26 protein-coding genes are annotated in these 26,329 nt (G+C 44.6%); 12 read left to right on the plus strand and 14 right to left on the minus strand.

Going from position 1 to position 26,329, the window contains the following annotated elements:
- Positions 1-34: 34 nt before the first annotated feature.
- From FQV30_RS16790 to FQV30_RS16795, 3 genes are all read left to right on the plus strand, one after another.
- Positions 35-532 carry an NUDIX domain-containing protein gene (locus FQV30_RS16790; protein ID WP_146501279.1) on the plus strand — a complete coding sequence of 166 codons (498 nt, stop codon included), beginning with the start codon at positions 35-37 and terminating at the stop codon, positions 530-532.
- 123 nt (positions 533-655) lie between these two features.
- On the plus strand, positions 656-781 hold the full coding sequence (locus FQV30_RS18055; protein ID WP_186725693.1) for a YuiA family protein: 126 nt from the start codon (positions 656-658) through the stop codon (positions 779-781).
- A gap of 238 nt (positions 782-1,019) precedes the next feature.
- Positions 1,020-1,349 (plus strand): YuiB family protein, encoded by a 330-nt coding sequence (locus tag FQV30_RS16795; protein ID WP_146501280.1) that lies wholly within the window; start codon positions 1,020-1,022, stop codon positions 1,347-1,349.
- 41 nt (positions 1,350-1,390) lie between these two features.
- Here the strand turns inward: FQV30_RS16795 and FQV30_RS16800 are convergent, their stop codons facing one another.
- Positions 1,391-1,864 carry a divergent PAP2 family protein gene (locus FQV30_RS16800; RefSeq protein WP_146501281.1) on the minus strand — a complete coding sequence of 158 codons (474 nt, stop codon included), beginning with the start codon at positions 1,862-1,864 and terminating at the stop codon, positions 1,391-1,393.
- A 151-nt stretch (positions 1,865-2,015) separates the two neighbouring features.
- Here FQV30_RS16800 and FQV30_RS16805 point away from each other — a divergent pair, with 151 nt between their 5' ends.
- Complete coding sequence (locus tag FQV30_RS16805; protein ID WP_146501282.1) at positions 2,016-3,506, plus strand: leucyl aminopeptidase; 1,491 nt, start codon at positions 2,016-2,018, stop codon at positions 3,504-3,506.
- Between the two features lie 39 nt (positions 3,507-3,545).
- Here the strand turns inward: FQV30_RS16805 and mnhG are convergent, their stop codons facing one another.
- The 8 genes from mnhG to FQV30_RS16845 form a co-directional block, all read right to left on the minus strand.
- Positions 3,546-3,914 carry a monovalent cation/H(+) antiporter subunit G gene (mnhG, locus tag FQV30_RS16810; protein ID WP_255473520.1) on the minus strand — a complete coding sequence of 123 codons (369 nt, stop codon included), beginning with the start codon at positions 3,912-3,914 and terminating at the stop codon, positions 3,546-3,548.
- On the minus strand, positions 3,898-4,179 hold the full coding sequence (locus FQV30_RS16815; RefSeq protein ID WP_146501284.1) for a Na(+)/H(+) antiporter subunit F1: 282 nt from the start codon (positions 4,177-4,179) through the stop codon (positions 3,898-3,900). The genes mnhG and FQV30_RS16815 overlap by 17 nt, the downstream gene beginning before the upstream one ends.
- Positions 4,176-4,655: a Na+/H+ antiporter subunit E gene (locus FQV30_RS16820; RefSeq protein ID WP_146501285.1), complete on the minus strand. Its 480-nt coding sequence runs from the start codon at positions 4,653-4,655 to the stop codon at positions 4,176-4,178. The genes FQV30_RS16815 and FQV30_RS16820 overlap by 4 nt, the downstream gene beginning before the upstream one ends.
- 6 nt (positions 4,656-4,661) lie before the next feature.
- The gene (locus FQV30_RS16825) at positions 4,662-6,143 is read right to left on the minus strand and encodes a Na+/H+ antiporter subunit D (protein ID WP_146501286.1); all 1,482 of its coding nucleotides are present in this window, start codon (positions 6,141-6,143) and stop codon (positions 4,662-4,664) included.
- A complete protein-coding gene (locus FQV30_RS16830; RefSeq protein WP_146501287.1) occupies positions 6,136-6,483 on the minus strand; it encodes a Na(+)/H(+) antiporter subunit C in 348 nt (115 codons plus the stop codon). Before FQV30_RS16830 ends, FQV30_RS16825 begins: the two co-directional genes overlap by 8 nt.
- Positions 6,483-6,905 carry a Na(+)/H(+) antiporter subunit B gene (locus FQV30_RS16835; RefSeq protein WP_146501288.1) on the minus strand — a complete coding sequence of 141 codons (423 nt, stop codon included), beginning with the start codon at positions 6,903-6,905 and terminating at the stop codon, positions 6,483-6,485. The genes FQV30_RS16830 and FQV30_RS16835 overlap by 1 nt, the downstream gene beginning before the upstream one ends.
- Positions 6,892-9,306: a Na+/H+ antiporter subunit A gene (locus tag FQV30_RS16840; RefSeq protein WP_146501289.1), complete on the minus strand. Its 2,415-nt coding sequence runs from the start codon at positions 9,304-9,306 to the stop codon at positions 6,892-6,894. Before FQV30_RS16840 ends, FQV30_RS16835 begins: the two co-directional genes overlap by 14 nt.
- A gap of 204 nt (positions 9,307-9,510) precedes the next feature.
- On the minus strand, positions 9,511-10,743 hold the full coding sequence (locus tag FQV30_RS16845; protein WP_146501290.1) for an MFS transporter: 1,233 nt from the start codon (positions 10,741-10,743) through the stop codon (positions 9,511-9,513).
- A 172-nt stretch (positions 10,744-10,915) separates the two neighbouring features.
- Here FQV30_RS16845 and FQV30_RS16850 point away from each other — a divergent pair, with 172 nt between their 5' ends.
- Positions 10,916-11,176, plus strand: coding sequence for a DUF1871 family protein (locus tag FQV30_RS16850; protein WP_146501291.1), 261 nt, complete (start codon positions 10,916-10,918; stop codon positions 11,174-11,176).
- A gap of 37 nt (positions 11,177-11,213) precedes the next feature.
- Here FQV30_RS16850 and FQV30_RS16855 read toward each other — a convergent pair whose 3' ends face one another.
- Both FQV30_RS16855 and FQV30_RS16860 read right to left on the minus strand, forming a co-directional pair.
- A complete protein-coding gene (locus FQV30_RS16855; protein ID WP_186725694.1) occupies positions 11,214-11,429 on the minus strand; it encodes a helix-turn-helix domain-containing protein in 216 nt (71 codons plus the stop codon).
- 102 nt (positions 11,430-11,531) lie between these two features.
- Positions 11,532-12,866: a sodium-dependent transporter gene (locus tag FQV30_RS16860; protein ID WP_146501293.1), complete on the minus strand. Its 1,335-nt coding sequence runs from the start codon at positions 12,864-12,866 to the stop codon at positions 11,532-11,534.
- Between the two features lie 272 nt (positions 12,867-13,138).
- Here FQV30_RS16860 and FQV30_RS16865 point away from each other — a divergent pair, with 272 nt between their 5' ends.
- Both FQV30_RS16865 and yugI read left to right on the plus strand, forming a co-directional pair.
- Positions 13,139-15,760, plus strand: coding sequence for an RNA polymerase sigma factor (locus tag FQV30_RS16865; protein WP_146501294.1), 2,622 nt, complete (start codon positions 13,139-13,141; stop codon positions 15,758-15,760).
- 86 nt (positions 15,761-15,846) lie between these two features.
- On the plus strand, positions 15,847-16,221 hold the full coding sequence (gene yugI / locus FQV30_RS16870) for a S1 domain-containing post-transcriptional regulator GSP13 (protein WP_146501295.1): 375 nt from the start codon (positions 15,847-15,849) through the stop codon (positions 16,219-16,221).
- Positions 16,222-16,250: 29 nt separating this feature from the next.
- Here the strand turns inward: yugI and FQV30_RS16875 are convergent, their stop codons facing one another.
- Positions 16,251-17,552, minus strand: a complete 1,302-nt coding sequence (locus tag FQV30_RS16875; protein WP_146501311.1) for a sigma 54-interacting transcriptional regulator — start codon at positions 17,550-17,552, stop codon at positions 16,251-16,253.
- 142 nt (positions 17,553-17,694) lie between these two features.
- Here FQV30_RS16875 and pruA point away from each other — a divergent pair, with 142 nt between their 5' ends.
- The 4 genes from pruA to FQV30_RS16895 all read left to right on the plus strand — a co-directional run bounded on the left by pruA (position 17,695) and on the right by FQV30_RS16895 (position 23,095).
- Positions 17,695-19,239 (plus strand): L-glutamate gamma-semialdehyde dehydrogenase, encoded by a 1,545-nt coding sequence (gene pruA / locus FQV30_RS16880; RefSeq protein ID WP_146501296.1) that lies wholly within the window; start codon positions 17,695-17,697, stop codon positions 19,237-19,239.
- A gap of 62 nt (positions 19,240-19,301) precedes the next feature.
- Positions 19,302-20,495 (plus strand): ornithine--oxo-acid transaminase, encoded by a 1,194-nt coding sequence (locus FQV30_RS16885; protein ID WP_146501297.1) that lies wholly within the window; start codon positions 19,302-19,304, stop codon positions 20,493-20,495.
- Positions 20,496-20,576: 81 nt separating this feature from the next.
- Positions 20,577-21,821 (plus strand): Glu/Leu/Phe/Val family dehydrogenase, encoded by a 1,245-nt coding sequence (locus FQV30_RS16890; protein ID WP_146501298.1) that lies wholly within the window; start codon positions 20,577-20,579, stop codon positions 21,819-21,821.
- A gap of 110 nt (positions 21,822-21,931) precedes the next feature.
- A complete protein-coding gene (locus tag FQV30_RS16895) occupies positions 21,932-23,095 on the plus strand; it encodes an iron-containing alcohol dehydrogenase (RefSeq protein ID WP_146501299.1) in 1,164 nt (387 codons plus the stop codon).
- Positions 23,096-23,135: 40 nt separating this feature from the next.
- Here the strand turns inward: FQV30_RS16895 and FQV30_RS16900 are convergent, their stop codons facing one another.
- Together FQV30_RS16900 and FQV30_RS16905 are read right to left on the minus strand one after the other, a co-directional pair.
- Positions 23,136-24,131 carry a cation diffusion facilitator family transporter gene (locus tag FQV30_RS16900; protein WP_146501300.1) on the minus strand — a complete coding sequence of 332 codons (996 nt, stop codon included), beginning with the start codon at positions 24,129-24,131 and terminating at the stop codon, positions 23,136-23,138.
- Between the two features lie 16 nt (positions 24,132-24,147).
- Positions 24,148-24,879 (minus strand): MgtC/SapB family protein, encoded by a 732-nt coding sequence (locus FQV30_RS16905; RefSeq protein ID WP_146501301.1) that lies wholly within the window; start codon positions 24,877-24,879, stop codon positions 24,148-24,150.
- Between the two features lie 107 nt (positions 24,880-24,986).
- Between FQV30_RS16905 and FQV30_RS16910 the strand changes: the two genes are divergently transcribed.
- Positions 24,987-25,889: a DMT family transporter gene (locus FQV30_RS16910; RefSeq protein ID WP_146501302.1), complete on the plus strand. Its 903-nt coding sequence runs from the start codon at positions 24,987-24,989 to the stop codon at positions 25,887-25,889.
- The last annotated feature ends 440 nt before the right edge of the window (positions 25,890-26,329 follow it).

Raw genomic sequence — 26,329 nt, forward strand, 5'->3', positions numbered from 1 at the left:
AGCGGGAGCTTTTTTTGATAAGGAGGCGTGTGCAGTGGAAAAACAAACAAGAGGCAATGTTTGGCTGGGAGCAGCCGGTTTGGTGGTGAATTCCCGGAAAGAATGGCTCGTTGTCAAAAAGAAGTACGGCGGCTTGAAAGGCAAGTGGTCATTGCCGGCAGGATTCGTGGATGCTTCGGAAACCATCGACCAGGCGGCAGTGCGTGAAGTGAAAGAAGAAACGGGGGTGGATTGTGAAGTGCTGGGGATGATCGGCTTTCGATCTGGCGTTATACACAGAAAAATAAGCGATAATATGGCCATCTTCCTTTTGAAAGCGCACGATGAACAGCAAAAACTTCTTGTTCAGGAATCCGAGCTTTACGAAGCTGCCTGGAAATCTCCTGAAGAACTGGCGGAAGACGAAGGGGTTTCCGTTATGCTCCATGAAATGGCTTCCTATGTTACTGAAGAAGGCATGCAACCTATTGAAGGGGTCGATCCAGGAGAAGTTTTCGGCTATTCCCTTTATAAACTGTTCTTTAAGATATAAAAAATAAAATAAAAAGAAAAGTTTAAATGTATACGCTTTCATAGGTTTTTTATTCTTGCATACTAAAGTGATATGTGATATATTTCTGAATATTAAGAACAAGCAACTGAGGAGGTGTTTCAGATGAGATTTTTTAAAGTAGCTAAACCAGCTAACCAGTGTCCGTACTGCGGCGGAAAAGGCTATTTCCAATTGCGTTTGGGTGGTTCAGAAACGTGCTCCTGCTGTTCTGGTTCCGGAAAAAAATAAAACTGCTGATTCAAAGGCGTTTGCGGTGTTATACCGTGGATGCTTTTTTATTTTGATAAAACGTTGAAAAGAACCCTCATGTGTTTTGAAGAAGCCAAAGTTTGATGTGAATGAGAGTGTCGAACTTAAGCGGCCGTTTCCGCTTTTCTGTGACAAAGCGATGAACTCTGGTTCGGCTGATTGAAAGCCCCTGGTATTTCGGTTAAACTGGTTAAAGGAATATCGGAGGTTAGCATTCATGAACAATTCTATTACCATTGTGCAATTAATTATTTCCATGCTTTTGTTTTTAGTGATGTTTTTCGGGATCGGCTTTTTGTTGAATATGCTGCTGCGCATGACATGGCTTATGGCAATCGTTTATCCGATTGTGGTGCTGCTTATTATTGATGATGTCAGCTTCTTTGATTACTTCACGAACTCAGGTGAATCATTTTCCATGCTTGGCAATACATTGATGTCTTTGACAGGATCGGACATTGCAGTGTTATTGGCCGGATTTGCAGGGGCGATCATTTCGGGGATTGTCATGAAAATCTTGCGCAAAATGGGTTATCAAATGTTTTAAAAAATAAAACTGCCAAGCCGGATACCGGTTTGGCAGTTTTTTTATAGAAAGGCATAAAAGACGAAGGAAATAATGATTCCGGTGATGGCTCCCATCAGCACTTCGCTCGGTTTGTGGCCGAGGAGTGTTTTTAGTTCTTCAATTTTTTCTTCTTCTTTTTTCTGCTGCCAAGTGCGTGTTTCGTTCACGAATATATTGAAGTCATTCCGGAGTTTGTTGATGGTCAGCGCTTGTTGTCCTGCCTGGAAACGGACGCCTGTAGCATCATACATCGTAATCACTGCAAACAAAGTAGCGACGGCAAAAATGGTTGAATCCACGCCATGCTCAATCGCAACAGCTGTCGTCAGCGCCGTTACTGCGGCAGAGTGGGAACTCGGCATGCCTCCGGTTGACGTAAACAATTTCCATTCGATTTGCCGGGTTACAATATACTGGATCGGAATTTTGACAAATTGGGCGAACAGAATAGCAAAAAGGCCGGCCATAAGCGGAAAGTTAGAAAAAATGTCCATTCGAAAACAACCTTTCAATACTGGATATTTTCTAAGTATATCATACTCGCCTGGTATAATTTATTTGCACATTCATTTCGCCTTACGAACTACTCGGCGGACGGAATACATGCTAAACTGAAAAAGAACGCTAATAAGAGGGGGATATAACATGAATCTGGTTGTACATTCAAATCCTGAAAACCTGGAAGCTGAAATTTTAGTGGTCGGCCTTAGCCGCCATCCTGAAAACACAAAAGGCTGGCAGGAATTTTCAGAGCGCTTTAACGGCAAATTGGAAGAATGGACAAAAGAGTTATCTTTCGATATGAAATCGCTCATCACTTATCCGACATTATCCGGTTCTATTCCACGCGTGCTTTTTGTAGGGTTGAATGACCGGAAAAAATTGACTGAAGATGATTTGCGCGCTGCGTTTGGCCAAGCCGGCAAAGAGTTGATGAAGAAAAAAATCAAGAATGCGGCAGTATACTTGGATTCATTCCAAAATGACGGCATTGATGCAGAGAACGCGGCATATTTAGCAGCTGAAGGCATAACACTGGGAGCCTATCGTTTTGATGATTACAAAACATCTTCCAATGAAGCGGACAACACAATTGAAACATTATCGATAATTTCTGAAGAAGAGGCTGAAGAAGTGGAAGCATCGGCATTTATCGGACAAGTTTTCGGGCAGTCGGTCAATGAAGCACGGACACTTGTCAACATGCCCGGCAACCTTCTGACTGCGACTGCACTTGCTGATTATGCAAAAGAATTAGGCGACAGTTATGGTTTTGAAACCGACATTATGGGAAAAGCGGAACTTGAAGAGCTTGGAATGGGGGCAATCCTTGCAGTCAACCAAGGTTCGGTAGAAGAACCGCGCCTCATTGTCCTCAAATACAAAGCGACCGAGTCTTTTGAAAAACCATTGGCGCTTGTCGGCAAAGGGATTACATTCGATACCGGCGGCTATTCTTTAAAGCCGAAAGACGGCATCGTCGGCATGAAAGGCGATATGGGCGGTGCTGCGGCTGTGCTTGGCGCCATGAAAGTGATCGGCGAATTGAAGCCTGAAAAAAACGTCATAGCGGTCATTGCTTCAACGGATAATATGGTTTCTGGCAACGCATTCAAACCGGATGACGTCATTACTTCGCTTAGCGGCAAAACCATCGAAATCCTGAATACGGATGCTGAAGGCCGTCTGGTGCTGGCAGATTCGGTAACATACGCAAAACAGCTTGGCGCCACCCATATCGTTGATGTGGCGACGCTGACCGGCGGGGTTATCGTAGCGCTTGGAAAAGACAAAACAGGCGCTTTGACGAACGATGAAGCGTTTTTCGAAACGTTCATGGAAGCGGCACTCGAAACTGGAGAATTTGTTTGGAGGCTGCCATTGACGGAAAGCGATAAAAAGCGCATCCGCAAGAGCGATGTAGCTGATTTGAACAACTCGCCAGGGCGCGATGGCCATATGATTTTCGGCGGAGGCTTTGTCGGGGAATTTGCCGAAGAAACACCGTGGATCCATTTGGACATTGCGGGAACTTCCGACGCGGGTTCAGCCCATGACCTCGGGCCAAAAGGCGGCACCGGCGTCATGGTGAGGACACTCGCCATGCTGGTGGAAAGAATGGCAGAAGAGCAATAAAAGGAAAAACGGCAAGCGTAGTTTTACGCTTGCCGTTTTTTATTTCTTTTCATCTGTTTTTGCTTCTGGACCAAGTACACCTTTCAAGTCATCCCTTACAGTTTCCTCAGCCAGTTTGATGCCAGCCACGTAGGAAGCGCGGCCAATCAAATGGCCGGAGACAGGGGAGGTGATGAACAAAAACGCAATAGCAATAATGAGTTGAGGATTGAAATGATCTTCCTTGAACCAGAAGTGCAGAAATACGCCTGCCAACACACATAAGACCCCTAGTGTAGCACTTTTGGAAGCGGCATGGGTGCGGGTGTAGACATCCGGCAACCGCACAAGCCCAAGAGCGGTCACTGCGCTAAAAAGCACTCCTGTGCCGATTAAAAGGATGATGAACACATTAATGACGGTTGTCACGATCGAAAATCACTCCTCTCTCGATAAACTTCGCGAAAGCAGCTGTCCCGATGAAAGACAGGATGCTGAGAAGCAAGATGATTTCAAGGAAAAATTCAGTCTCCATGATTAAAGACAACAAAGCGACTATCGATACCAATGCAACACCCAATGCATCCAGAGCGACCACTCGGTCTGCAATGGAAGGGCCTTTGATCAACCGGTACAAAAGGCCGACAAACGCGCAGCTTATGACAATAAGCGATCCCCAGTAGAACATCATCATGGGCGGCTCACCTCCATAATGGCGCGCTCGAATGTCGTTTTGATTGATTGGACTGCATCTTCAATATCGTCAAAGTCGATTGCGTGAATGTATAACTTTTTCTGGTCATCCGATATGGCGACAACCAACGTACCGGGAGTCAGTGTTATCAACGCTGAAAGCAGCGTGATTTCCCAGTCATGCTTCAACTCAGTCTCGAGTTCGAAAATGGCTGGGCGAATGTTCAGCCGGGGCTGGATGACAAGTTTGAAAACGGAAATACTTGATAAAATCAACTCTTTCAAAAATAAGAAAAACAGGGAAATGACCGCCCAGATCCGGGAGGTGTACAGCCGGTAAGTGAAAAAGCGGCGCATCACCACGATCAGCAATAGTCCGACCAAATAGCCGATTGCAAACCCGGCCGGCGTGAATGATTCAGTCATGAACATCCACACCGAAGCGAGAAAGAAATTGAGTAATACTTGCAACGCCATCTTCATCTACTCCTTTAATACTGCATCTATATAGATGGAGGGATTTAATAGCACTTCGCCAGCACCTGAGATGAGTGGCATAAATAATTCCGCCCCTACGCCAACGAAAACCGTAATAATGACTAGCAACAGGGAAGGAATGAACATCTGATTGTAAACCGATTTGTTTATTGGAACCGTCTTGACCGGAGTCCCCCAGAAGGCGTAAATGAAAATCCGGATGACACTTAATAAAACAAGCAGGCTTGTTGCCAAAATAACCAGGCTGCCCCAAAAATTCGGACCTTCAAAACCGCCCTGTACGATCAGCAATTTTCCTGGAAAACCGCTGAGAGGGGGAATGCCGGCTAAACCGAAAGCTGCTACCAGATAGGTCCAGCCCAGAAGCGGGTAAGTTTTGATCAGCCCGCCCATTTCCCGCAGATTGGTAGTGCCGAATAAAACCGCTATTATGCCGACTAAAAAGAACAAGGCGGCTTTGATCAGCATATCATGGATCAAGTAGAAGACTGCGCCTTCGATGCTAGCTCCGTTCATTTGGGAAACACCGAATAATATAACGCCGACAGCAATAATGATGTTGTAGATGATGATTTTCTTGATATCGAAATATGCAAGTGCGCCAATACAGCCAGCAAGAATTGTGAGGATGGCGATTATCGCCAACATTTCGTGGGTGACCTCAGTATTCATGGTGAAAAACAATGTGTATGTACGCGTTATAGCATAAACCCCGACTTTTGTCAGCAAAGCGCCGAACAGCGCAAGAACTGGTATGGGCGGCGCGTAATAGGATCCTGGAAGCCAAAAGTACAATGGGAATATTGACGCTTTAAAACCGAACACTACAAGGAATAGCACAGCGATCACGGTCAAAATGCCGGTTTCCTGGATTTGCGGTATCTTCACGGCCAAATCGGCCATGTTCAGTGTTCCGGCAACAGAATAAAGGAACGCAACCGCGGCAACAAACAAAGCCGAAGAGATGACATTTACAAGCAAATACTTGATCGTTTCTCTAAGCTGTGGCTTTTCGCCTCCATGCACAATCAGCATATATGAAGACATCAATAGAACTTCAAAAAATACAAATAAGTTGAAAATATCTCCTGTCGTAAAAGCTCCGTTTACTCCTGTCAGCAAAAACAAGACGGCAGGATAATAATAAGATTGTTCCCGCTCAAAACCGATCGTCTGAAAACTGTAAAAGATGACGAATACGGTCAGCAACGTGGCAGTAAGTACAAGCAATACTGAGAACAAGTCGGATACCATCGAAATACCAAAAGGCGCATCCCAGCTGCCAAGCGTCACTGCCTGCAATCCATTTGTTTTCACTTCAGCCAGCAAAAACAATGCAGCGATGAACGTAATTGCAGCTCCACAGACAGCTATTAGCCGCTGCATCCTGATATTTTTAGGGAAAAACAAAAGGATGGTGCCAAAGAGCATCGGAATGATGACAGGAAATAGAAGTAAATTAATCACGATCTTCAATTCCTCTCATTAAATTCATATCGTCGGTGCCAAGTTCTTGATACGCCCGGTAAGCAAGAACCAAGAAAAAGGAAGTAACTGCGAATGAGATAACAATTGCCGTTAAAATCAACGCCTGTGGCAGGGGATCAACATAATCGGCTACCTGGACGCCGTCCGCTACAACCGGCGGAGCGGTGCCATCAAGCCCTCCCATCGTCAAGATAAGCAAATGGGCGGCATGGCTCAATAATCCGGTGCCAATAATAATACGGATTAAACTTTTCGATAATATCAAGTAAACAGCGGCCATAAACAAAAAGCCGATAGCTACTGACATAATAATTTCCATTATTCATCCTCTCCAATCGTTTGAATAATGGTCATCGTAACCCCGACAACAACCAAATAGACGCCTAGATCAAATAGGGCCGCTGAATGCAGGGACGTTTTGCCGAACAATGGCAAGTAAAAATAATCATACGCATGGGTGAAAAAAGGGACGTTAAAGAAAATGGAAGCCCCGGCTGTTGCAAGCGCCAGCAATAAACCGATGGCTGTCATCATGACATAGTTGAACGGAATAATCTTCTTAACCGTCTCGATGTCAAATGCCAGCATCAGCAAAACGATAGCGCTTGCAGTCAATAGGCCGCCGACAAATCCGCCGCCAGGCGTATAATGCCCGGCGAAGAAGATATGGACGGCAAACATCAAAATGATGAAAGTCACCACTTTGGTCGCCGTTTGGAGCATTACATCATTTGTTCTCATGCTGTCCCTCCTTTCTGCTCAAGCGCAATTTGATCATCGTAATGATTGCAATACCTGCGATTCCCAGTACAGCAATTTCAAATAATGTATCAAATCCACGGTAATCCACTAAGATAACGTTGACGATATTGCCGCCGCCGGCTTCTGAATACACAGTTTCCTTATAAAACTCGGATATGGACGGCAAGACTTTCTGGGAATGGGCTGACAAAGCTACAAGTGTCATCGTTACGCCTACTCCTAGCGCGATCACTGCATTTCCTAATTTGAAGCCGAGCCGCTCTTCGGTTTTGCTGTTTTTAGGCAAGTGATAGAATGCCAGCAGGAACAGCGCCACAGAGATCGTCTCAATGACCAATTGGGTCAAAGCAAGGTCAGGCGCCCGGAAAATCACGAAGAACAAAGCGACCGAATAGCCAACAGCCCCAAGCGCGATAATCGCAATCAATCTGGACTTGGCGATGAGAATGGTGATAGTGCCGGCTATCAAGGCGAGCAATATGACGATTTCATAAAAGCCGACTGGCGAGGAGCCGGCTGTGCGAATGACAAAAGCATCCGTCAAAAATAACGTCGACAAGACAATTACAACCAAAAAGCCAAACATATAAACAAGGTAGGACCGGATAAAGCCGGTCATGTAAAGAGCTGAAAAACGATTTGCTCCGCCTTCGCTCAAATAAATGAAGTTATCATAAAGCCGGTTCAATGTAAGGTTATCCGGGAACCGGTCATATGCGCGCTGCCACTTCCGGAGCGTCCAGAACAGCAGCCCGCCGATCAAGAAGATGCCAAGCGTCATCCAAAATTCCGGATTCACGCCGTGCCATGCGGAAACATGGATATCCACGTCCGCCGGTGCGGCATACAGGAAGGGCTGAATAGCCGCAACGGCCGGTTTAATGAGCCAGTCGCCGACTTGGTTCGGGATAAAGAAAATGACCAGGACGAGAAGGGCAAGAAAAGCAGGCGATACAAGCATGCCAATCGGCGCTTCATGTGCCTTCTTCGGCAGCAGATCAGGCTTGTGTTTCCCGGCAAAGGTATGGAAAACAAAGAATAAGCTGTAGATAAATGTAAAGACACTGCCGATCCAAGCTAAGATCGGGAACAATAATCCCCAGACATCCATTGAGAAGAAATTGAATTCAGTCAAGGACAGCATTGCCGTCAAAAACATTTCTTTGCTCAGGAATCCGTTGAAAGGCGGAAGGCCGGCCATTGAGAAAGAGCCGATCATCGCAATCGTGAAAGTGATTGGCATCAAACTCATCAGTCCGCCAAGCTTCCGGATATCCCGGGTGCCAGTCTCATGGTCGACAATGCCGGCAACCATGAACAAGCTGCCTTTGAATGTTGCATGGTTGATCAAGTGGAAGATTGCGGCAAATGCCGCATATTTAAATACAGAGTCTGCAGCGCCTTCAACATGGTAGCCTGCTGCAGATGCACCAAGCAAAGACATGATCAACCCGAGCTGAGAAACAGTCGAGAAGGCAAGAATCCCTTTCAAATCCTTTTGCTTTAGTGCAAAAAACGAACCCCAGAACATCGTGAACAAGCCGACGCCTGCGACAAGCCACATCCACGTTCCAGATACTGCAAAAACGGGTGTGAACCGCGCGACCAAATACAAGCCGGCCTTGACCATGGTCGCAGAATGCAAGTAAGCACTGACTGGCGTCGGCGCTTCCATGGCATCAGGAAGCCAAATGTAGAATGGAAACTGGGCCGACTTTGTAAAGGCGCCGAGCAAGACCAAGACCAAAGCCCATGTAAAGAAACTATGGGAGGCAAGTTCTGGTGCTTGGGCAGCCAACTCGCGGATCGAATAGGTATTGCCCATGATGCTGAGAAGCACAAAGCCCCCAAGCATCATCAAGCCGCCGAAGACGGTGATCATCATCGACTTCAAGGCGCCGAAGCGGGAGCGGTCTCGCGTATACCAGTAGCCGATGAGCAGGAAGGAGGAAATGGACGTCAATTCCCAGAAAAGATAAAGGGAAATCAAATGGTCCGACTGGACAACCCCAAGCATTGCTGTCATGAACATCATCAAATAGACGTAGAAATTATGTAATTGCTCCCGGTTTTTATCTAGATAGAAAACCGAATACAAAACAACAAGAGCTCCAATTCCAGTGATCAATAACGAAAACAGCAGGCTAAGCCCATCGATATAAGCAACAATGGCAATATCGAGAGAAGGGATCCATTGGAAACTGGAAACAAGCTGCCCTCCTTCTGCAGTCGTCGGCAATAGAGTGGCATAATAAATAAATAGAATGACCGGAACGATCAGCACAAACCAACCGGTATGAATTTGTCTCATTTTTTTGAATAACAGCGGAACGAATAACGCTGCCAAGATTGGCAGGAAAATCAAAAATACGAATGACAAATGAATCCTCCTTTCTTATTGTTGAATATTATTAAGCTGCTAGAAAAATTATAACGTAAATGTAAGGGCTTTGCATTGCTGTGAACGCGAAAGGGGAGAAAAGACCGTGTTATTGAAATAGGAAGAAACTCAATTAAGAAAATTTTGTGACCGACTGTTAATAAACGAAAAAAGGCGATTCTTCAGTAGAAATCGCCTTTCCCATCACATGCTTTTCAATTCCTGTTCAAGCAGTACGTCTTCAAAATCCTGTTCCGGTCTTTTCAATGTATATTTCAAAAACGCGAACGAAATCAAAAAAAGGAGGCCTGTTACGATGAAAACCGAAGGGATGCCAATAAATCCGCTGACAATTCCGCCGAACATTGGTCCGATAATATTTCCCAAAAAGCGGAAACTCGTATTGTAGCCCATGACCTCCCCTTGGATTTCAACAGGTGCTTCGCGCCGCATCAAAGCGGTGGTGGTCGGAATCATTCCACCGACAGCAATACCGAACAAGACGCGCAGTGCGATCAATTGCCAAAGCTCGTTGGCAAAAGCTTGCGGAATGATAAAAACAAACGCAAGAACCAGCAAGAAACCTAATACCTTCTCATAGCCGATCGAATCCCCGAGGCGGCCCCAGCGCCGGGCAAAAAGCAAGTTGCCGACACCTGTCGCACTAAAGGTGATGCCTGCCAAGAAAGCGACCTGCGAGCTGCCTTCCACCAGATGGGACACGTACAGCGACAACAATGGCTGAATGCTGAAGGTGCCGATCTGGATAAGGGATGTGATGATCATGACATTGAGCAGCAACCGGTGGTGTAAGATGCCTTGAATGATTGTTTTCCTCGCATATATATGGGCATCCTTCTTTTTCAGGCGTTTCACTTCCTTGATGCCGAACAGTACGAGAAGGGCAGCTGTGCCGATCACTAAAGCAGTAATGATGAATGTGTATTTGAAACCGAATGTATCTGCCATCAAACCGCCGATTACAGGACCGAAAAGCGTTCCCGAGACACTGCCCATCTGCAGTGTCCCGAGTGTGCGGCCCGCAATTTCTCTGGATGTCTGCGAACTGACAAAAGCGAGAGATGTCGGGATGAATCCGGTAACGAGCCCCATGAACAAACGGATGAAAAACAGTTCATGTACCGAACCGGCCGTTCCCATCAGGTAAATACTGATGGCTATCCCGAACCCATTGATAACCAAAATCGGTTTATAGCCATATTTGTCTGCAATTCTTCCCCAAACAGGCGACATGATCAACGCGGCAACGAACGTAACACCGAACACTAGTCCAGCCCAGCGCTGAACATATTCTTCGGTATAAGAGCCGAGCGATTCAATATAAAGAGATAGGAATGGCATAATCATAGTCGTGCTGCCTGCTACCAGGAAATTCGTGAACATGATAATCATAAAATTCTTTTTCTGCATTTTCATGCAAAATCCCTTCTTTCCGAAACATGAACCCAAGAATTATTATATAATATTTCGTAAAACGAAGAAAGGGAAGAGCTTGCGGATTCCCGCTATGGAGGCAATCTGCCCTTTCCTTTTTTTATTTCTGTGCTATCATAGCTTTTAACAATAGAGAAATGTCAGGTGAAAATTAATGAGCATTAATGATATGAACCGAAAAGCTGTAAGGATACTAGAGGAATGGGATCCTTTTGCCATCGGTATGGATTTATACGATACGGAGATTGCGGGTGTTGTCGTGGCATTGCAGGTTCTTGATGACCCATCAGATCTGGCGAAGAAAATCCAAAGCATTTATGAATTCTCTTTTGAAAAATGGATTCCGTTCGAACGCTGCGTGGAAATTTCCTACAAATTGCTTGCGCTGAAATTCGAAGCGAAGTGCATCATCTAATAAAAAAAGCTTGCGGCCGATATGGCCGCAAGCTTTTTTATTCTACCGTTTCTAAGCCATCCAATAAATTGGAAGCAGGGACTTCTAAAGCGTTTGAGAGTTTTAAGATCGTCTGGACAGAAGGAACTTCTTCTCCTGATTCATAGGACTGCAAACGCGCTGCACCGACTCTAGCTTTCAAAGCTAGTTCGTCTAGCGACAATCGGCGTTCTTCCCGCAGGAATTTTAACTGGGCGTGTAAATCTTTTTGCAAATGCAGACACTCCTTTGCTTTATGTTCCATACAACTACAGAAAATCATATCATATAAAACCTATTTCGGTAGTCGAAACTGTGGCGGATTCAAAAATTTTCTTTAGAAGAAACCGATGATTCCCTGGATAAAGACGATCAAGATCGCCAGTGGAGCAATGTATCTTACGAGAACGCGCCACGTAGTGCTCCATAGTGACTGACCCTTCAGTTCCGCTTCTGTATCGTTCTTGCTCAATACATATCCGGCAAAGATAGACGTCAGCAAAGCTCCGAGCGGCATGCCGATTCGGCTGGTAATGATGTCCATAAAGTCAAAGAACGTATAGCCGAAAAAGATCGGATCGGAAAAGACACCGAAAGACAGCGCGCTTGGAATTCCGAAAACAAAGATGGCTAAACCGAAAATCCAAGAAGCCCGGCGCCGGCGATCGTATCTTTCTTTTACGATGATCGATACGGTGATTTCCAGCATGGCGATAGAAGAAGTCAATGTAGCGAAAAGAAGCAAGATAAAAAAGGCGATCATCAAGAATTGCCCCATGAACAGCTGATCGAAAATTGCCGGCAAAATAATAAAGACAAGCCCTGGGCCTTGGTCAGGCGTATAGCCTAACGCAAACACCGCCGGGAAAATGATCAAACCGGCCATGACGGAAATTGCGATATTCAGGCCTGCAACACTGACAGCGGAACGGGTCAAATTCTCTGTCTTCGGCAAGTAAGAGGCGTAGGTAATCATGCCCGCTACCCCGACACTCAGTGAGAAAAAGGCCTGGCCGAGCGCAGTCAGCGCTGTTTCGAACGTAAAGAAAGACCAGTCGGGTACGAACATAAAGCGCACGCCTTCCATAGCGCCATCAAGAGTCAATGACCGCACCATCAGCAAGATGAAGAACAAGAGCAAGGCAGGCATCATGATTTTGCTTGCAAGTTCAATGCCGCCTTTTATGCCGCCTTGAACAATCCAAACTGTCAAGAACATAAACAGCCCTTGAGCGAGCAGCACCTCAACCGGGTTGCCGATGATTCCGCCGAACAATTCAGCAAAAGCGTTGTCGCCCATATCGGACAGTTGAAGCAAAAGGGAGCGGCCCAGGTAAGAAAGGATCCAACCCCCGACGACCGAGTAAAAAGACAAAATCATAAAAGAAACTACAAAACCTGACCAGCCGATCAAATACCAATGCTTTCCAGGTGCTTGTTTTTTCAGTCCAGTTACCGCATCCGCTTGGCCTCTGCGGCCGATGATAAATTCAGCCAAAAGAATTGGCAAGCCGATTGCAATTGTGCTGATGATGAAAAGGAGGATAAAGACACTCCCGCCATTTGTTCCAGTTTCATAAGGAAACTTCCAAATTGCCCCTAATCCAATCGCGCTTCCAGCCGCTGCGAGGATAAATCCAATTTTAGAAGTCCATTGTTCGCGTTTTTTCATTCTGTTCACTCCTAAATCATTTGGATTTTTCTATTCTACATGACGGACAAACAAAAAAGTAGAGTATTTCTGAACGATTTAATCTTTATCATGTATAATGGAAAAAGAAAGAAAAATCCGAATATTCCATCCGGGCACGCAAGGATGTTACTACTTGATGCCTTTGCTGAATGCCATAGCAAAAGGGCGATTTTAACCGAAAGAGATCTACGAGCTTTTTGTGAAAATCCCCCATCCTTTGGCAAAGTTCAAGAAAAGGAGACGAAACGGCGATGAAATTTGAAGAATTGTTTGCATCTGCCATGAAAGGCGAAAAGACAGCTTACGCTGAATGGAGCTTGCTGCGACATATGCCAATCGCCCGTTTCGGTTTTCAGAATGGAATAGCTGCCATGCACCTGCAGAAGTTCCAAATAAGCGTGTTTCGGCAGTTCTACAGAGGGCTGCCAGCAGCTTTTTCAACCGAACAAGAAGCGGAAGCGGCGCTTTACCAAATCGCTTTGGTACGAGTGCATGATTTTACGGGCAAAGGACTGGCCAATGAGAAGGATCAAGCCCTGCGATTTGATGAAGACAAAGAAAGCCATGCGAGTATACAGCGCTTGAGTGAAAGCTTGCGTATTCCGTTCATCCTGTTTTATTTTCATGAAAAGCCGGCGAAGGAATTGGCTGCTTTACTCGGGCTGACAGAAAGTGCTTGCTTGGCTGCTGTCGAGGAAGCATTGGAGAGATTGCAAGAAGACCTTCAGTTGACAGGCAGAACCCTTTTGGAAAAACGGCTGGAATTTTTGGGGAAATCCTATCAGCGGTTCGTGCCTTCTTTTTATGAGGAGGAATTGTTTGCAGAGGAAGAACCAGTCGAAGAAATGGATCTGCTGGAACCTGCTGCGCCGAAAATACCGGTCAAAAAAGGCGCTGTTGCAATTATTGTCCTTTCCGCCGTATTTCTGATCGGTGTAGTGGGTGCGTCTTTTTCGGCAACTGAAAACGAAAATGAGACTGCTGCAGCCGTAGCTGAAGGGGGAGCCATTGACGAACGGACTGTAAAAGCATGGAAAGCGGAATACAAAAAAATCAAAGAATCGTCGCCGGAACTGCTTGGACTAGAACCTGAATTGTATGAAGAACTTGAATTCGTCCAAAGGGCAGACCAGAAAATGGAACGTCTCCTGAAAAAAAGGACACTCCAAAAATACGAAAACGATCCACAGCTTTTGCGCAAGCGGGTCGAAAAAGTGATGCTTGAAATTCAAACACCAAAAGGCATGTATGATTCTCTTGCAAGCGGCGGCATGAAAGCAAGTGAATCCATGGATTTTCTACAGTCTTTCGCATTGAAAACAAAAGAATTGATGACCCATGCGGATGCCGTACTGCTAAAGCATGAAGATGCCTTGTCTGGAGCGTTCCGGCATGGAGACTTTTCAGCTGAAAGTGTACGTGCGCATAAAGAACAGTACCCGGAAGAAATCGGTATATTGATGGATTCTTTGGATGAGTCCATGCTAATCATTGCACCGCATCCAAAAGAGGCAAAATTTATGGCTAGAAGAAATATGGAGTTTCTATACGGGAACGAAGTGCTTATGCACGACATGTTCAGTTACCAGTATTTAGCTCTCTTGGAAAACGAACCATACTTTGATGGCGTTGATTTGTTGCTGCCTTTGGATGTGGTATCGTTTCAGCTGGCCCAGATCGAACGGTTTTTAATAGATACCGCACATAACCCTGATGAAGTGTATGGGGAGTTTGAATTTATTTTCCAGCATGCTTTTTGGCTTCTGTTGAAAGGCAGTGAAACCAGTCCGGTATTTGATGCAGATGGCGTGGTGCACAAAGAATACCAAGCAGCATGGACCAATCTATTGACGGATACTGCAAATCCGCTGATTTACTTGATGCTGCCCATAATCGAGGAGATGGAGGCAAGCGGCTGGAAAAAGTCGGAACATTATGAAGCACTGGCGTATTCGGATATCATTCAAGCTTTGGAAATGGAGAAAAACGGAGAGCTTTCCGGAAAGCTTCCTAATGGCAACGTTTCGATTGAGGGCGCATTTGTGGATATGAAAGAATTCTCTTACGACGAGACAGAAGAGCTTTATAACGACTTTGTTGCATCTTATAGTATAGATGCGCTAAAAGGAGTGCCCCCGCTTGATGTCTATTTCTTATATCATTATGCGAACAAAAGAAAAGATCCGGAAACGATGTGGCATCTGTTGGCTGAAGATGAATTTAAACCTTCTTTGGAAGATTATGTGAAAGGCTGGAAACAGCAGCCGGATATCACGGAAGAGGCGCTATGGGTGGAAGTTTATGAGGAGTCGCTTTATCGGGTTAAAGATCAGCTGTATACGGAATTTCAAATTCAGTATAGGGACCAAAATGCTTTGATTCCGCCATCACCGAAATTGGCCACAAAAAGAGATAATATTTGGCTGGTAAAAAACCAAATGTTTGAAGTTTATTCAATGGAGGGTGAAACGACGGCGTATGAAGAAGCTGTAGCCTCTCTTTACAAGGAGTTTTCGGCAGAGCACAAGGAAGTTATCGTGGAATCGGCGACTCCCGGGGAAATTGCCGGCCTTTTTTTAGCAGCAGCGGAACGAGGCGACTTTGAAACAATGTATGCATTACTGGAAGATCCGGCAAAAACGGAATCGATGGAATCATTTCGGCATCAAGTGGCCGCCCGCAGCATTCCCGCCTTTTCAGCGCTTAAGGGATTGTCGTTCACGCTGGATACGTACGATTACGACGATGGACAAAAAAGAGGATGGGTGCAGGTGGATAACGGCTCGAGCTCTGAAGATTCCTTTGTATTATTCGAATTTTCCATGGTGGAAACCGAAAAAGGCTGGCGAATGGGAGATATCAATATATACTGATTTTACTCTGACCCGAAAACTGTGCTATAATCTACAGATGCCAATAGGTGTACAGGATATTAGAGAAGACTAGGAGCGGGTAGAACATGACAAAAGCATATCAAGCAGGAGATACGGTAATCGGTAAAGTAACAGGAATTCAGCCATACGGTGCGTTTGTAGCACTTGATGAGCAGACGCAAGGCTTGGTCCACATTTCAGAAATCACACATGGTTATGTGAAAGAAGTCAGCGAATATTTGGCTGTTGGCCAGGAAGTAAACGTGAAAGTGCTGGAAGTTGACGAAAAATCAAAAAAAATCAGCCTTTCCATCCGTGCTCTTCAAGAGCAGCCGCCGGCTCCGCAAAAAAGCGAGAAACCAAAGCAATCTCTTCAGTCACATGTGAACGAAAATGATTCTGAAGGATTCAACTCACTGAAAGACAAAATGCAAGAATGGATCAACAAATCAGGCCAATAAGAAAAAATGAAGGGCAGAATATCTGCCCTTCATTTTTTTTTGATTTTTCTTAAACGATATTGAAGATTTTGGCGGCTCATGCCAAGCGCATTAGCGGCTTTCGTAACATTGCCATGATACATATCCAGAGCTTTTTGGAGATAATACATTTCAGCTTCAAACAGATAATCTTCTAGTGGGAGCAATTCTTTGGCGCTGTTCACAAGAAAATCTTCAGGAGACACTTTTCCGGAATGCTTTGATTTTGCTTTGAAATATTGCGGCAATAAATCCAAGGTTACCGTTTCTTGGGTCGTCAGCATTGAAGTGATTTCGTCGAGCAAAAGCTCAAGTTCTTTTAGGTTTCCCGGCCAATCATACTCTTGGAACAACCGGGAGACTTCGTCGTCCAACTTCGTTACAATCGAGCCGAACTTCATGCGGTGGCGGGAAAAATAATCGGCTATGAACGGGAAAATATCTTCTTTGCGTTTGCGGAGCGGTTCTAGCGGAATCGTCATTGCTGAAAAGAAATAATACAGCTCTTTCAATAATTTCCCGGTTCCGATCAATTCGACAGGATCTTCTCCGACGCTCGCGATAAAACAAATTGAATCGCCAGACTGTTGTTCTGCCATCTGGAGCAGCTGTGCTTGCAGATGGAGGGGCAGTAAGTCGATTCGTTCACAATAGATGGTGCCCCCGACCATATTGGGCACATCAAGCGCTAATTGAGTGAGCAGATGCTGATCGGTACCATGGCAAAAAAGAGTATAAAATGGCCCGCCAGCTGAAGCCGCCCAATGGATGGCTTCAGCAATCAGCTCTTTGCCGGTTCCCGATTCCCCGATCAGCAAAACAGGCAGCTTCGCTTTTGCAGCCTTCTCGGCCGTTTCAATCACTTTTTTCATGCTGGATGAAATTGCCGTAATGCTGGAGAAGGTGATCGGTTCTTCGTATTTTTTCAATGGCTGGTAGACAACTTTTTCAAGAGTCGTGACATCTCGGGACAATTCAATAGCCCCGATCAATTTCTCGTCTGAAAAAATAGGGTAGGTGTCGTTGATCGTCGTAATTTCCTGGCCTTTGCGGTTCCAATACGTTTGTTTTGAATTTAAAACAGGGGTTCCGCTCTGAAGCACCTTCAGCAAAGTGCTTTCTTGCTGTTCGAAACGGAACATTTCAAGCAATGACCGGTCGACAAGCTCTTCGAAATCGAATCCTTCGATTTCCTTCATTTTGCTATTGTAAATAATCGTTTTTCCTTTTGCGTCAACCGCATGGATGCCCACAGCTACATGTTCTCCAGCAAATTGGTAAAAAGGAGTTAAATTCACTTTTTCGTTCGCCAAATCAGTCACCTCTAAATTATTTTTCATCTTTTAAACAAAAAGACTTGAAAAACGCAACGATCTTTTGCATTATTATAGATGGAAATAGTTTATTAGTGCAAATTTTTTTTGCACTTACTTTTTTAATCCAAGGAGGATTCACATGATTCCCTACAAACATGAACCATTTACAGATTTTTCAATCGAAGCAAATCGTAATGCATTTCTAGAAGGGCTTAAAACAGTAGAAGCTTATCTAGGGCAAGACTATCCATTGATCATCGGTGGAGAACGCATCACGACTGAAGATAAAATTGTTTCATTCAACCCAGCTAAGAAAGATGAAGTAGTTGGCCGTGTCTCAAAATCAAACAGAGAATTAGCTGAAAAAGCGATGCAAAGCGCTCTTGAAGCTTTCAAGACTTGGAAAAAAGTGAAACCTGAAGTGCGTGCAGACGTTCTTTTCAAAGCAGCCGCGATCATTCGCCGCCGCAAACATGAATTTTCAGCTCTTTTAACAAAAGAAGCTGGCAAGCCGTGGAACGAAGCGGATGCAGACACTGCAGAAGCGATCGATTTCCTTGAATACTACGGCCGCCAAATGCTGCGCTTAAAAGATGGAATGCCGGTTGAAAGCCGTCCAGGTGAATACAATCGCTATGATTATATTCCTTTAGGTGTAGGCGTTGTTATTTCTCCTTGGAACTTCGCTTTCGCAATCATGGCAGGTACAACGGTTGCGGCTATGGTTACAGGCAATACGGTATTATTGAAGCCAGCTTCAACAACTCCAATTGTTGCTTATAAATTTATCGAAGTGTTAGAACAAGCAGGTATGCCTGCAGGCGTTGTCAACTTCATCCCTGGACCTGGCGCTGAAGTGGGAGACTATCTTGTTGACCACCCTAAAACTCGCTTTATCTCATTCACTGGCTCACGCGCAGTAGGCCTTCGCATTGCAGACCGTTCTGCAAAAGTGAACGAAGGACAAGTTTGGATGAAACGTTTGATCGCTGAAATGGGCGGAAAAGATACAATGGTCATCGATAAAGAAGCTGACCTTGAACTTGCAGCTCAATCCATCGTGAAATCTGCATTCGGATTCAGTGGACAAAAATGTTCTGCAGCTTCACGCGCAGTTATCGTTGAAGACGTATACGATACAGTTCTTGAGCGCGTTATCGAATTGACAAAAGAATTGACAATCGGCAACCCTGAAGACCAATCCAACTTCATGGGTCCAGTTATCGATGCTGCTGCTTATAAAAAAATCATGGAATACGTTGAAATTGGCAAAGGTGAAGGCCGCCTAGTTGCTGGTGGAACTGGCGATGATTCAACAGGTTACTTCGTGAACCCTACGATCATTGCTGACCTTGATCCAAAATCACGCATCATGCAAGAAGAAATTTTCGGGCCGGTTATCGGAATTTCAAAAGCGAAAGATTTTGATGAAGCGATTGAAATTGCGAACAACACTGAATACGGTTTGACTGGAGCGGTCATTTCCAACAACCGCGACCACATCGAGCAAGCTCGTGAAGAATTCCATGTCGGCAACCTTTATTTCAACCGCGGCTGCACAGGCGCAATCGTAGGATATCAGCCGTTCGGCGGATTCAATATGTCCGGAACAGATTCAAAAGCTGGCGGACCTGACTACCTGGCTCTTCATATGCAAGCAAAAACCACTTCAGAAATGTTATAATTCTATTAAATTAAAAGGCAGACCTCAAGTCTGCCTTTTTTTTAAAAAAAGGAGGAAGTTTAATGACAATTACGCAACAGATTATCGAGCAAACTGAAAAATACGGAGCACCTAACTACCACCCACTTCCAATCGTTATTTCAGAAGCGGAAGGTGTATGGGTAAAAGACCCTGAAGGCAACAAATTCATGGACATGCTTTCTGCATATTCAGCTGTTAACCAAGGGCATCGCCATCCTAAAATTATACAGGCTCTTAAAGATCAAGCTGATCGCGTAACGTTAACTTCACGCGCGTTTCATAACGATAGGTTAGCTCCTTGGTATGAAATGATTTGCGAAATTTCCGGAAAAGAAATGGCTTTGCCGATGAACACTGGAGCCGAAGCTGTAGAAACAGCATTCAAAGCTGCTCGCCGCTGGGCATATGACGTTAAAGGCGTCGAAGAAAACAAAGCTGAAATCATCGCTTGTGAAGGCAACTTCCATGGCCGTACAATGACAGCGGTTTCCTTATCTTCTGACCCAGACTATCGCAAAGGCTTTGGCCCGATGCTTCCCGGCATCAATATCATTCCGTTTGGCGATCTTGAAGCATTAAGAAATGCAATCACGCCAAATACAGCTGCATTTTTGATTGAGCCGATCCAAGGGGAGGCAGGGATTATTATTCCTCCAGAAGGATTTCTTAAAGCTGCTAGAGAGCTTTGCCGTGAAAACAATGTGCTATTTATTGCAGATGAGATTCAAGCAGGCTTGGCGCGCACTGGGAAAATGTTCGCTTGCGAATGGGAAGATGTTAACCCTGACATGTATATTTTAGGAAAAGCACTAGGAGGCGGGGTATTCCCGATTTCTTGCGTAGTGGCTGACCATGAAGTTCTTGGAGTCTTTAACCCTGGTTCCCACGGTTCAACATTCGGAGGAAACCCACTTGCATGTGCAGTATCAATCGCTTCTATGGAAGTGCTGCAAGATGAAAAACTTGCTGACCGTTCACAAGAATTAGGTGCTTACTTCATGGAGCAGCTGCGTAAAATCGAACATTCTTCTATTAAAGAAGTTCGCGGACGCGGTTTGTTCATTGGCATGGAATTGACTGAAGCTGCACGCCCTTACTGCGAACAGCTGAAAGAACTGGGCCTTCTATGCAAAGAAACCCACGATACGGTAATCCGTTTCGCCCCTCCTTTGATCATCAAAAAAGAAGAGCTGGATTGGGCAATCGAACGCATTCAGAAAGTCTTTTCAAATTAAAACAGCATCACAAATGAGCGGGGAATTATGTTACACTAAGTGCGCGGCAATTACTATATTACAAAGAGGCGAAATAATATAATGGCTGAAAACTTGAACTTGTTGACGTCAACGCAGAATGTTATTAAAACTGCATTGGACAAACTCGGATACGAAGAATCGGTGTACGAACTTTTAAAAGAACCAATGCGCATTTTGGAAGTCCGCATCCCTGTGAAGATGGATGATGGCAAAACTAAAGTGTTCACTGGTTTCCGAGCCCAGCATAATGATGCAGTTGGACCGACAAAAGGAGGCATCCGCTTTCATCCGGAGGTTAACCGGGAGGAAGTTATGGCTTTATCCATGTGGATGACTTTAAAGTGCGGTATTGTTGAACTTCCGTATGGCGGGGCAAAAGGTGGCATCATTTGTGATCCACGTGAAATGTCCATGCGTGAAATTGAGCAATTGAGCCGTGGATATGTAAGGGCCATTAGCCAAATCGTTGGACCTAACAAAGATATCCCTGCTCCGGACGTTTTTACCAACTCTCAAATTATGGCTTGGATGTTCGATGAATACAGCAAAATCGATGAATTCAATTCGCCAGGTTTCATTACAGGTAAACCGATTGTCCTTGGTGGATCTCAAGGGCGGGACAAAGCGACTGCTCAAGGGGTTACCATTTGCATTTACGAAGCTGCGAAAAAACGGGGCCTTGATATCAAGGACGCGCGTGTAGTCATTCAAGGGTTCGGCAACGCCGGCAGCTTCTTGGCAAAAATCCTTTACGATGCGGGAGCGAAAATTGTTGGTATTTCGGATGCGTACGGGGCGCTTCATGATCCAAATGGTTTGGACATTGAATACTTGCTTGATCGGCGCGACAGTTTTGGAACAGTAACCACTTTGTTTGACAACAAAATCACAAACAAAGAGCTGTTTGAATTGGATTGCGACATTCTGGTTCCGGCAGCTATCTCTAACCAGATCACAGCAGAAAATGCAGCGGATATCAAAGCTTCTATCGTTGTAGAAGCTGCAAACGGGCCAACAACTGCTGAAGCAACAAAAATTTTGACTGAAAGAGGAGTTCTATTAGTGCCGGATGTATTGGCGAGCGCTGGTGGAGTTACCGTCTCGTACTTTGAATGGGTCCAAAATAACCAAGGCTACTACTGGACGCCGGAAGAAGTCGATGAAAAGCTTACGAAGAAATTAGTGGATGCGTTCGAGAACGTTTATAATGTTGCAACTACACGCAATATTGACATGCGTTTAGCCGCCTATATGGTTGGCGCCCGCCGCACTGCTGAAGCTTCACGCTTCCGTGGCTGGGTATAATATTCCTTTTAGAAAAACCGTCTGGATTCAATCCGGGCGGTTTTTTGCTTTAATTTTTGCATTTCAACCCGTAAAACTTCATAATATATAACGAATAGGAGGATGAAAATATGAATGCATTTTCTTTTTACAATCCAGTAAAGCTGATTTTTGGCGAAGGGCAGTTGCAAGCAGTGAAAGAAGAACTTCCGCAATACGGAAACAAAGTCCTTGTCGTATACGGAGGAGGAAGCATCAAAAAGAACGGCTTGTATGACGAAGTGATGGAGACGCTCAAAGAAGCGGATCTCGAAATTTTCGAACTGGCGGGTGTTGAACCTAATCCGCGTATTTCCACTGCTAGAAGAGGCATTGAAATCTGCAAAAAAGAAGGCATTGATATGCTGTTGGCAGTAGGCGGCGGATCCGTAATTGATTGCGCGAAATTGATTGCCTGTGGTGCTAAATATGATGGGGACGCATGGGATTTTGTTTCCCGTAAAGCGCAGCCGGAAGCTGCCTTGCCGTTTGGCACTGTATTGACATTGGCGGCAACCGGATCAGAAATGAATTCTGGCTCTGTTATCACTAATGAAGAAACGCAAGAAAAATATGGCTGGGGAAGCCCGCTCTCATTCCCGAAATTCTCTATTTTGGACCCCACTTACACATTGACTGTTCCGCAAGATCATACAGTGTATGGCATTGTGGATATGATGTCACATATATTTGAACAGTATTTCCATAACGCGACAAACACGCCTGTGCAGGACCGCATGTGTGAAGGTGTATTAAAAGCGGTTATTGAAACTGCGCCAAAATTAGTTGAAAACCTGCAAAGCTATGAACACCGCGAAACGATTCTTTTTGCGGGGACGATGGGATTGAACAATTTCCTTCAGATGGGTTACAGAGGGGATTGGGCGACTCATAACATTGAACATGCCGTCTCAGCGGTTTACGATATCCCTCATGCTGGCGGATTGGCAATTTTATTCCCGCAATGGATGCGCCACAATGTAAACGTCAAGCCGGCGCGTTTCGCCCAGATGGCAGTCCGGGTCTTTGATGTTGATCCAGAAGGCAAGACTGAAGAGGAAGTGGCGTACGAAGGCATTGACCGCTTGTCTGCGTTCTGGACCTCTTTAGGAGCGCCGACACGCTTGGACTATTACAATATCGATAGCGAAAAAATCGATTTGATGGTTGAAAAGGCAATGGTCTATGGTGAATTCGGCAACTTCAACAAATTAAAGGACGAAGATGTAAAAGCGATTTTAGAAGCTTCGTTATAAAAAGAAAACGGATTGAGCAGTTTTTGCTCAATCCGTTTTTTTAATTTGTCTTTAATGGTGGTAGGTTTTCAGGACGTGTGCTCAAATGTTTCCAGTGCGTCTGGCCGTCATCTGCATCAAAAGAAACAAGTACATCATTGACGCTAGGCTGGCTTAAGATAAGCTCCGCCAAAAGATCTTGGAGTCTGTCAGCTTCAGCGACATTCAAAGACGGTTCAATTTCAACTTTAGTTTCCACGTGAAGGAATTCTCCTTCTTTGATCACTTCAAGCTTCCGAATGTCCCTTACTTCGGGATGATCGGTAAGCAAGTGGGCGATATGGTTGGTCATTTGTTCATCTGTTTCACCGATAGCGCCGCGTGCATTTTCGAGGAACACCCGAGTTACTACATAGAACATCATAAGGCCGATAGCGATAGATGCAGCTCCTTCAATTGCCAGGAAGCCGGTATAATGGGCGATCAATACGGCGATAAGTGCAAGCACGCCACCTGAAGTCGCTACTAAGTCTTCCATGAAAACAAGTTTAGTTGCCGGTTTTGCCCGGTTCATGTGCGCAAAGCTTGTAGTCAGCGGGGCAAGCGCTCCACCTTTCACGCCGGCTTCGTGAAGCACTTCCTTGCCGGCTTTGTATAATACGAATGTTTCTAGAATAATGGCAATTACCAATACAATTACGCTTATAATGAAACCTTCCGCTTCTGCAGGATGCGTCATCTGATGCCATCCTTCAATTATTGTCTCGTAAGCCATGATCCCAACGATCAGCACGGCTCCAAGAAGAACAATATTCAATAACCGGCCAAAACCATTTGGAAACCTGGACGTTGGTGCTTTCTTTGATAAGGCGGAACCTATAAAGACAAAAAATTGATTGGCTGCATCACCGATAGAGTGCATCGTTTCAGCAAACATCGCGACATTTCCGGTAAAGGTAAATGCAATGCCTTTCATTATTGCGATGAATGTGTTTGTCAAAGCTGCATAAAGAGATGGTTTGTTGCCGCCTTTAAGTAATGTGAAAAATTCTGCCATGTGTTTTCCTCCTCCATTAATGAACTAATTCAATTTCAACTCGCTCGACACTTTCAATCTCGGAAATTTCCTGATACATGTCGATAGTTTCTTTATCTGGGAAGTAAAATGCGCGAATTGAAACTTCGTGCCGATCGCTGTCTTTTTCTTGATTGGCATGAGAGATTGATAAAGCCTCAACAATCACTCCCCCCAATTTTAACTCTTTCATCAGCGTTTCGATAGATGAGCGGTTGGAAATTGTAATCTTCATGTTGACTTCATTCATGCGTAGCCTTTTGGGGCCGAACTTGAAGAGAAGGGGAGTAAGAACTTCGATGCCGATCAAGATTATCAAGACAGATATGGCAGCTTCTATATAAAAGCCGGCAGCAACGGCAATGCCGATGCCTCCAGCGCCCCAGATCATTGCAGCGGTCGTCAGACCAGAGATGGAATCGTTTCCTCTTTTCAAAATCACCCCGGCTCCTAGAAAACCGATTCCTGAAACGATTTGCGCGGCCAGACGGAGAGGGTCCATGGTTATATTGACGTTTTCATATGAACTGCCTCTGGCGATGTAGGCAGATTCAATCGAAATAATTGTAAGAAGACAACTGAATGTCGAGATTACAATGCTCGTCTTCAAACCCACCGGTTTTCGTTTCAATTCCCTTTCGAGGCCAATCACTAAACTTAGAACCGCTGCTATCACCAATTTCGTAAAAGTTTCTAACGAAGAAACCTGAAATGCGGTGAAAAAGTCCATGTGTAAACCTCCAATCACGATAAAGGTTGATAAAGAAAAAAGGAACTGTCAAACTATTGAGAGTACATAAAAGAAAGAAATCAGAGAGAAAGGCAAGAGGTGCACGTATGGAAAAACCGGCAATTCATCCTTATATCCCAATCATCATTGGCGTATTTTCAGTAGCCTTATCTGCTATATTCGTGAAAATGACATCAGCCGATGCAGGAGTCATCGCATTCTATCGAATGTTATTCTCAATTGTCATCATGAGTCCACTCTTCTTATGGAGATATACCCACGAAATCAAAAAGTTAAGCAAGAGAGATTGGTACTTTACAGCAATAGCGGGAATTTTCTTGGCTTTTCATTTTATTTTATGGTTTGAATCGTTAAATTATACTTCAGTTGCAAGCTCGACAGTTTTGGTTACATTACAGCCGTTGTTTGCATTTGCAGGTACATACTTCTTTTTTAAAGAGAAAATTTCTATAAAGGCTCTAATATCAGGCGGAATTACGATTTTCGGCAGCGTTTTGATCGGCTATGGGGATTTTAAGATAAGCGGGACTGCTTTGTTCGGAGACATGCTTGCATTAATAGCTTGTGCCTTGATAACTGTATATTTGTTATTCGGCCAAAATGTACGCAAAAGATTATCGTTGATTACTTATACATTTGTAGTTTATAGCGTAAGTACAATAACGTTATTTTTCTATATCATTGCAAAAGGTGAATCTTTTGGTCCTTATCCAGCTTCCGAATGGTTTTGGTTCTTGCTATTAGCGATTGTCCCTAACTTGCTGGGCCATACACTATTCAATTGGTCCCTTAAGTGGGTAAGCACAAACGTCATTTCCATAGCGATCCTTTTTGAACCGGTAGGAGCTGCTGTCTTAGCGTTTTTCATACTTGGAGAGCTATTGAGCATCAGCCAGATTATCGGTGGAACCATCGTCATAATGGGAATTGTATTGTTTATAACAGACTACGGGAAAATAAAATCATACATTTTTAAAAAAAGGGGTTGATTTATCCGATTTAGCGGTTTATAGTTATAAATGTCCTTAAAACAACTCGAAAAAATATTTTGAAATAGTATTGACGACAAGTTGGAATTAAGGTATAAATAATAAGGTCGCTGATTAAGAGGCTCGGTTGTTGAAAATAAATTCTAAATTTATTATTGACAATGAAAATCTTGAGAGGTATACTTAAAAAGTTGTCGCTAAAGACGACGAACAATATGAACCTTGAAAACTGAACAGCAAAACGTCAACAAAGATTGTTGAGGCGTTCCGAACGCCGAAACAAATTTCTGCGACGGTTGCCCTTGGGCAATCGGAGCAAACAACTACTGATCAAGCCTGGCTAGATCAAGCGATTCGCGCGTCCTTCGGGACGGCGAGCGCCAGCATGAGCAATCAAGCTTCTATAATGGAGAGTTTGATCCTGGCTCAGGACGAACGCT

It is taken from the genome of Planomicrobium sp. CPCC 101110 (genome assembly GCF_007859395.1).
Lineage (GTDB): Bacteria > Bacillota > Bacilli > Bacillales_A > Planococcaceae > Planococcus.

Excerpts from the sequence above, each read along its gene's own strand:
- FQV30_RS16905 (WP_146501301.1), bottom strand. The coding sequence starts at position 24,879 with ATGGACTTTTTCACCGCATTTCAGGTTTCTTCGTTAGAAACTTTTACG.
- FQV30_RS16910 (WP_146501302.1), top strand. The coding sequence starts at position 24,987 with ATGGAAAAACCGGCAATTCATCCTTATATCCCAATCATCATTGGCGTA.
- yugI (WP_146501295.1), top strand. The coding sequence starts at position 15,847 with ATGACAAAAGCATATCAAGCAGGAGATACGGTAATCGGTAAAGTAACA.
- FQV30_RS16885 (WP_146501297.1), top strand. The coding sequence starts at position 19,302 with ATGACAATTACGCAACAGATTATCGAGCAAACTGAAAAATACGGAGCA.
- FQV30_RS16890 (WP_146501298.1), top strand. The coding sequence starts at position 20,577 with ATGGCTGAAAACTTGAACTTGTTGACGTCAACGCAGAATGTTATTAAA.
- pruA (WP_146501296.1), top strand. The coding sequence starts at position 17,695 with ATGATTCCCTACAAACATGAACCATTTACAGATTTTTCAATCGAAGCA.
- FQV30_RS16830 (WP_146501287.1), bottom strand. The coding sequence starts at position 6,483 with ATGGAAATTATTATGTCAGTAGCTATCGGCTTTTTGTTTATGGCCGCT.
- FQV30_RS16815 (WP_146501284.1), bottom strand. The coding sequence starts at position 4,179 with ATGATGATGTTCTACTGGGGATCGCTTATTGTCATAAGCTGCGCGTTT.
- FQV30_RS16835 (WP_146501288.1), bottom strand. The coding sequence starts at position 6,905 with ATGAGAACAAATGATGTAATGCTCCAAACGGCGACCAAAGTGGTGACT.
- FQV30_RS16800 (WP_146501281.1), bottom strand. The coding sequence starts at position 1,864 with ATGGACATTTTTTCTAACTTTCCGCTTATGGCCGGCCTTTTTGCTATT.
- FQV30_RS16850 (WP_146501291.1), top strand. The coding sequence starts at position 10,916 with ATGAGCATTAATGATATGAACCGAAAAGCTGTAAGGATACTAGAGGAA.
- FQV30_RS16895 (WP_146501299.1), top strand. The coding sequence starts at position 21,932 with ATGAATGCATTTTCTTTTTACAATCCAGTAAAGCTGATTTTTGGCGAA.
- FQV30_RS16820 (WP_146501285.1), bottom strand. The coding sequence starts at position 4,655 with ATGGCGTTGCAAGTATTACTCAATTTCTTTCTCGCTTCGGTGTGGATG.
- FQV30_RS16795 (WP_146501280.1), top strand. The coding sequence starts at position 1,020 with ATGAACAATTCTATTACCATTGTGCAATTAATTATTTCCATGCTTTTG.
- FQV30_RS16860 (WP_146501293.1), bottom strand. The coding sequence starts at position 12,866 with ATGAAAAAACGCGAACAATGGACTTCTAAAATTGGATTTATCCTCGCA.
- FQV30_RS16900 (WP_146501300.1), bottom strand. The coding sequence starts at position 24,131 with ATGGCAGAATTTTTCACATTACTTAAAGGCGGCAACAAACCATCTCTT.
- FQV30_RS16865 (WP_146501294.1), top strand. The coding sequence starts at position 13,139 with ATGAAATTTGAAGAATTGTTTGCATCTGCCATGAAAGGCGAAAAGACA.
- FQV30_RS16845 (WP_146501290.1), bottom strand. The coding sequence starts at position 10,743 with ATGAAAATGCAGAAAAAGAATTTTATGATTATCATGTTCACGAATTTC.
- FQV30_RS16805 (WP_146501282.1), top strand. The coding sequence starts at position 2,016 with ATGAATCTGGTTGTACATTCAAATCCTGAAAACCTGGAAGCTGAAATT.
- FQV30_RS18055 (WP_186725693.1), top strand. The coding sequence starts at position 656 with ATGAGATTTTTTAAAGTAGCTAAACCAGCTAACCAGTGTCCGTACTGC.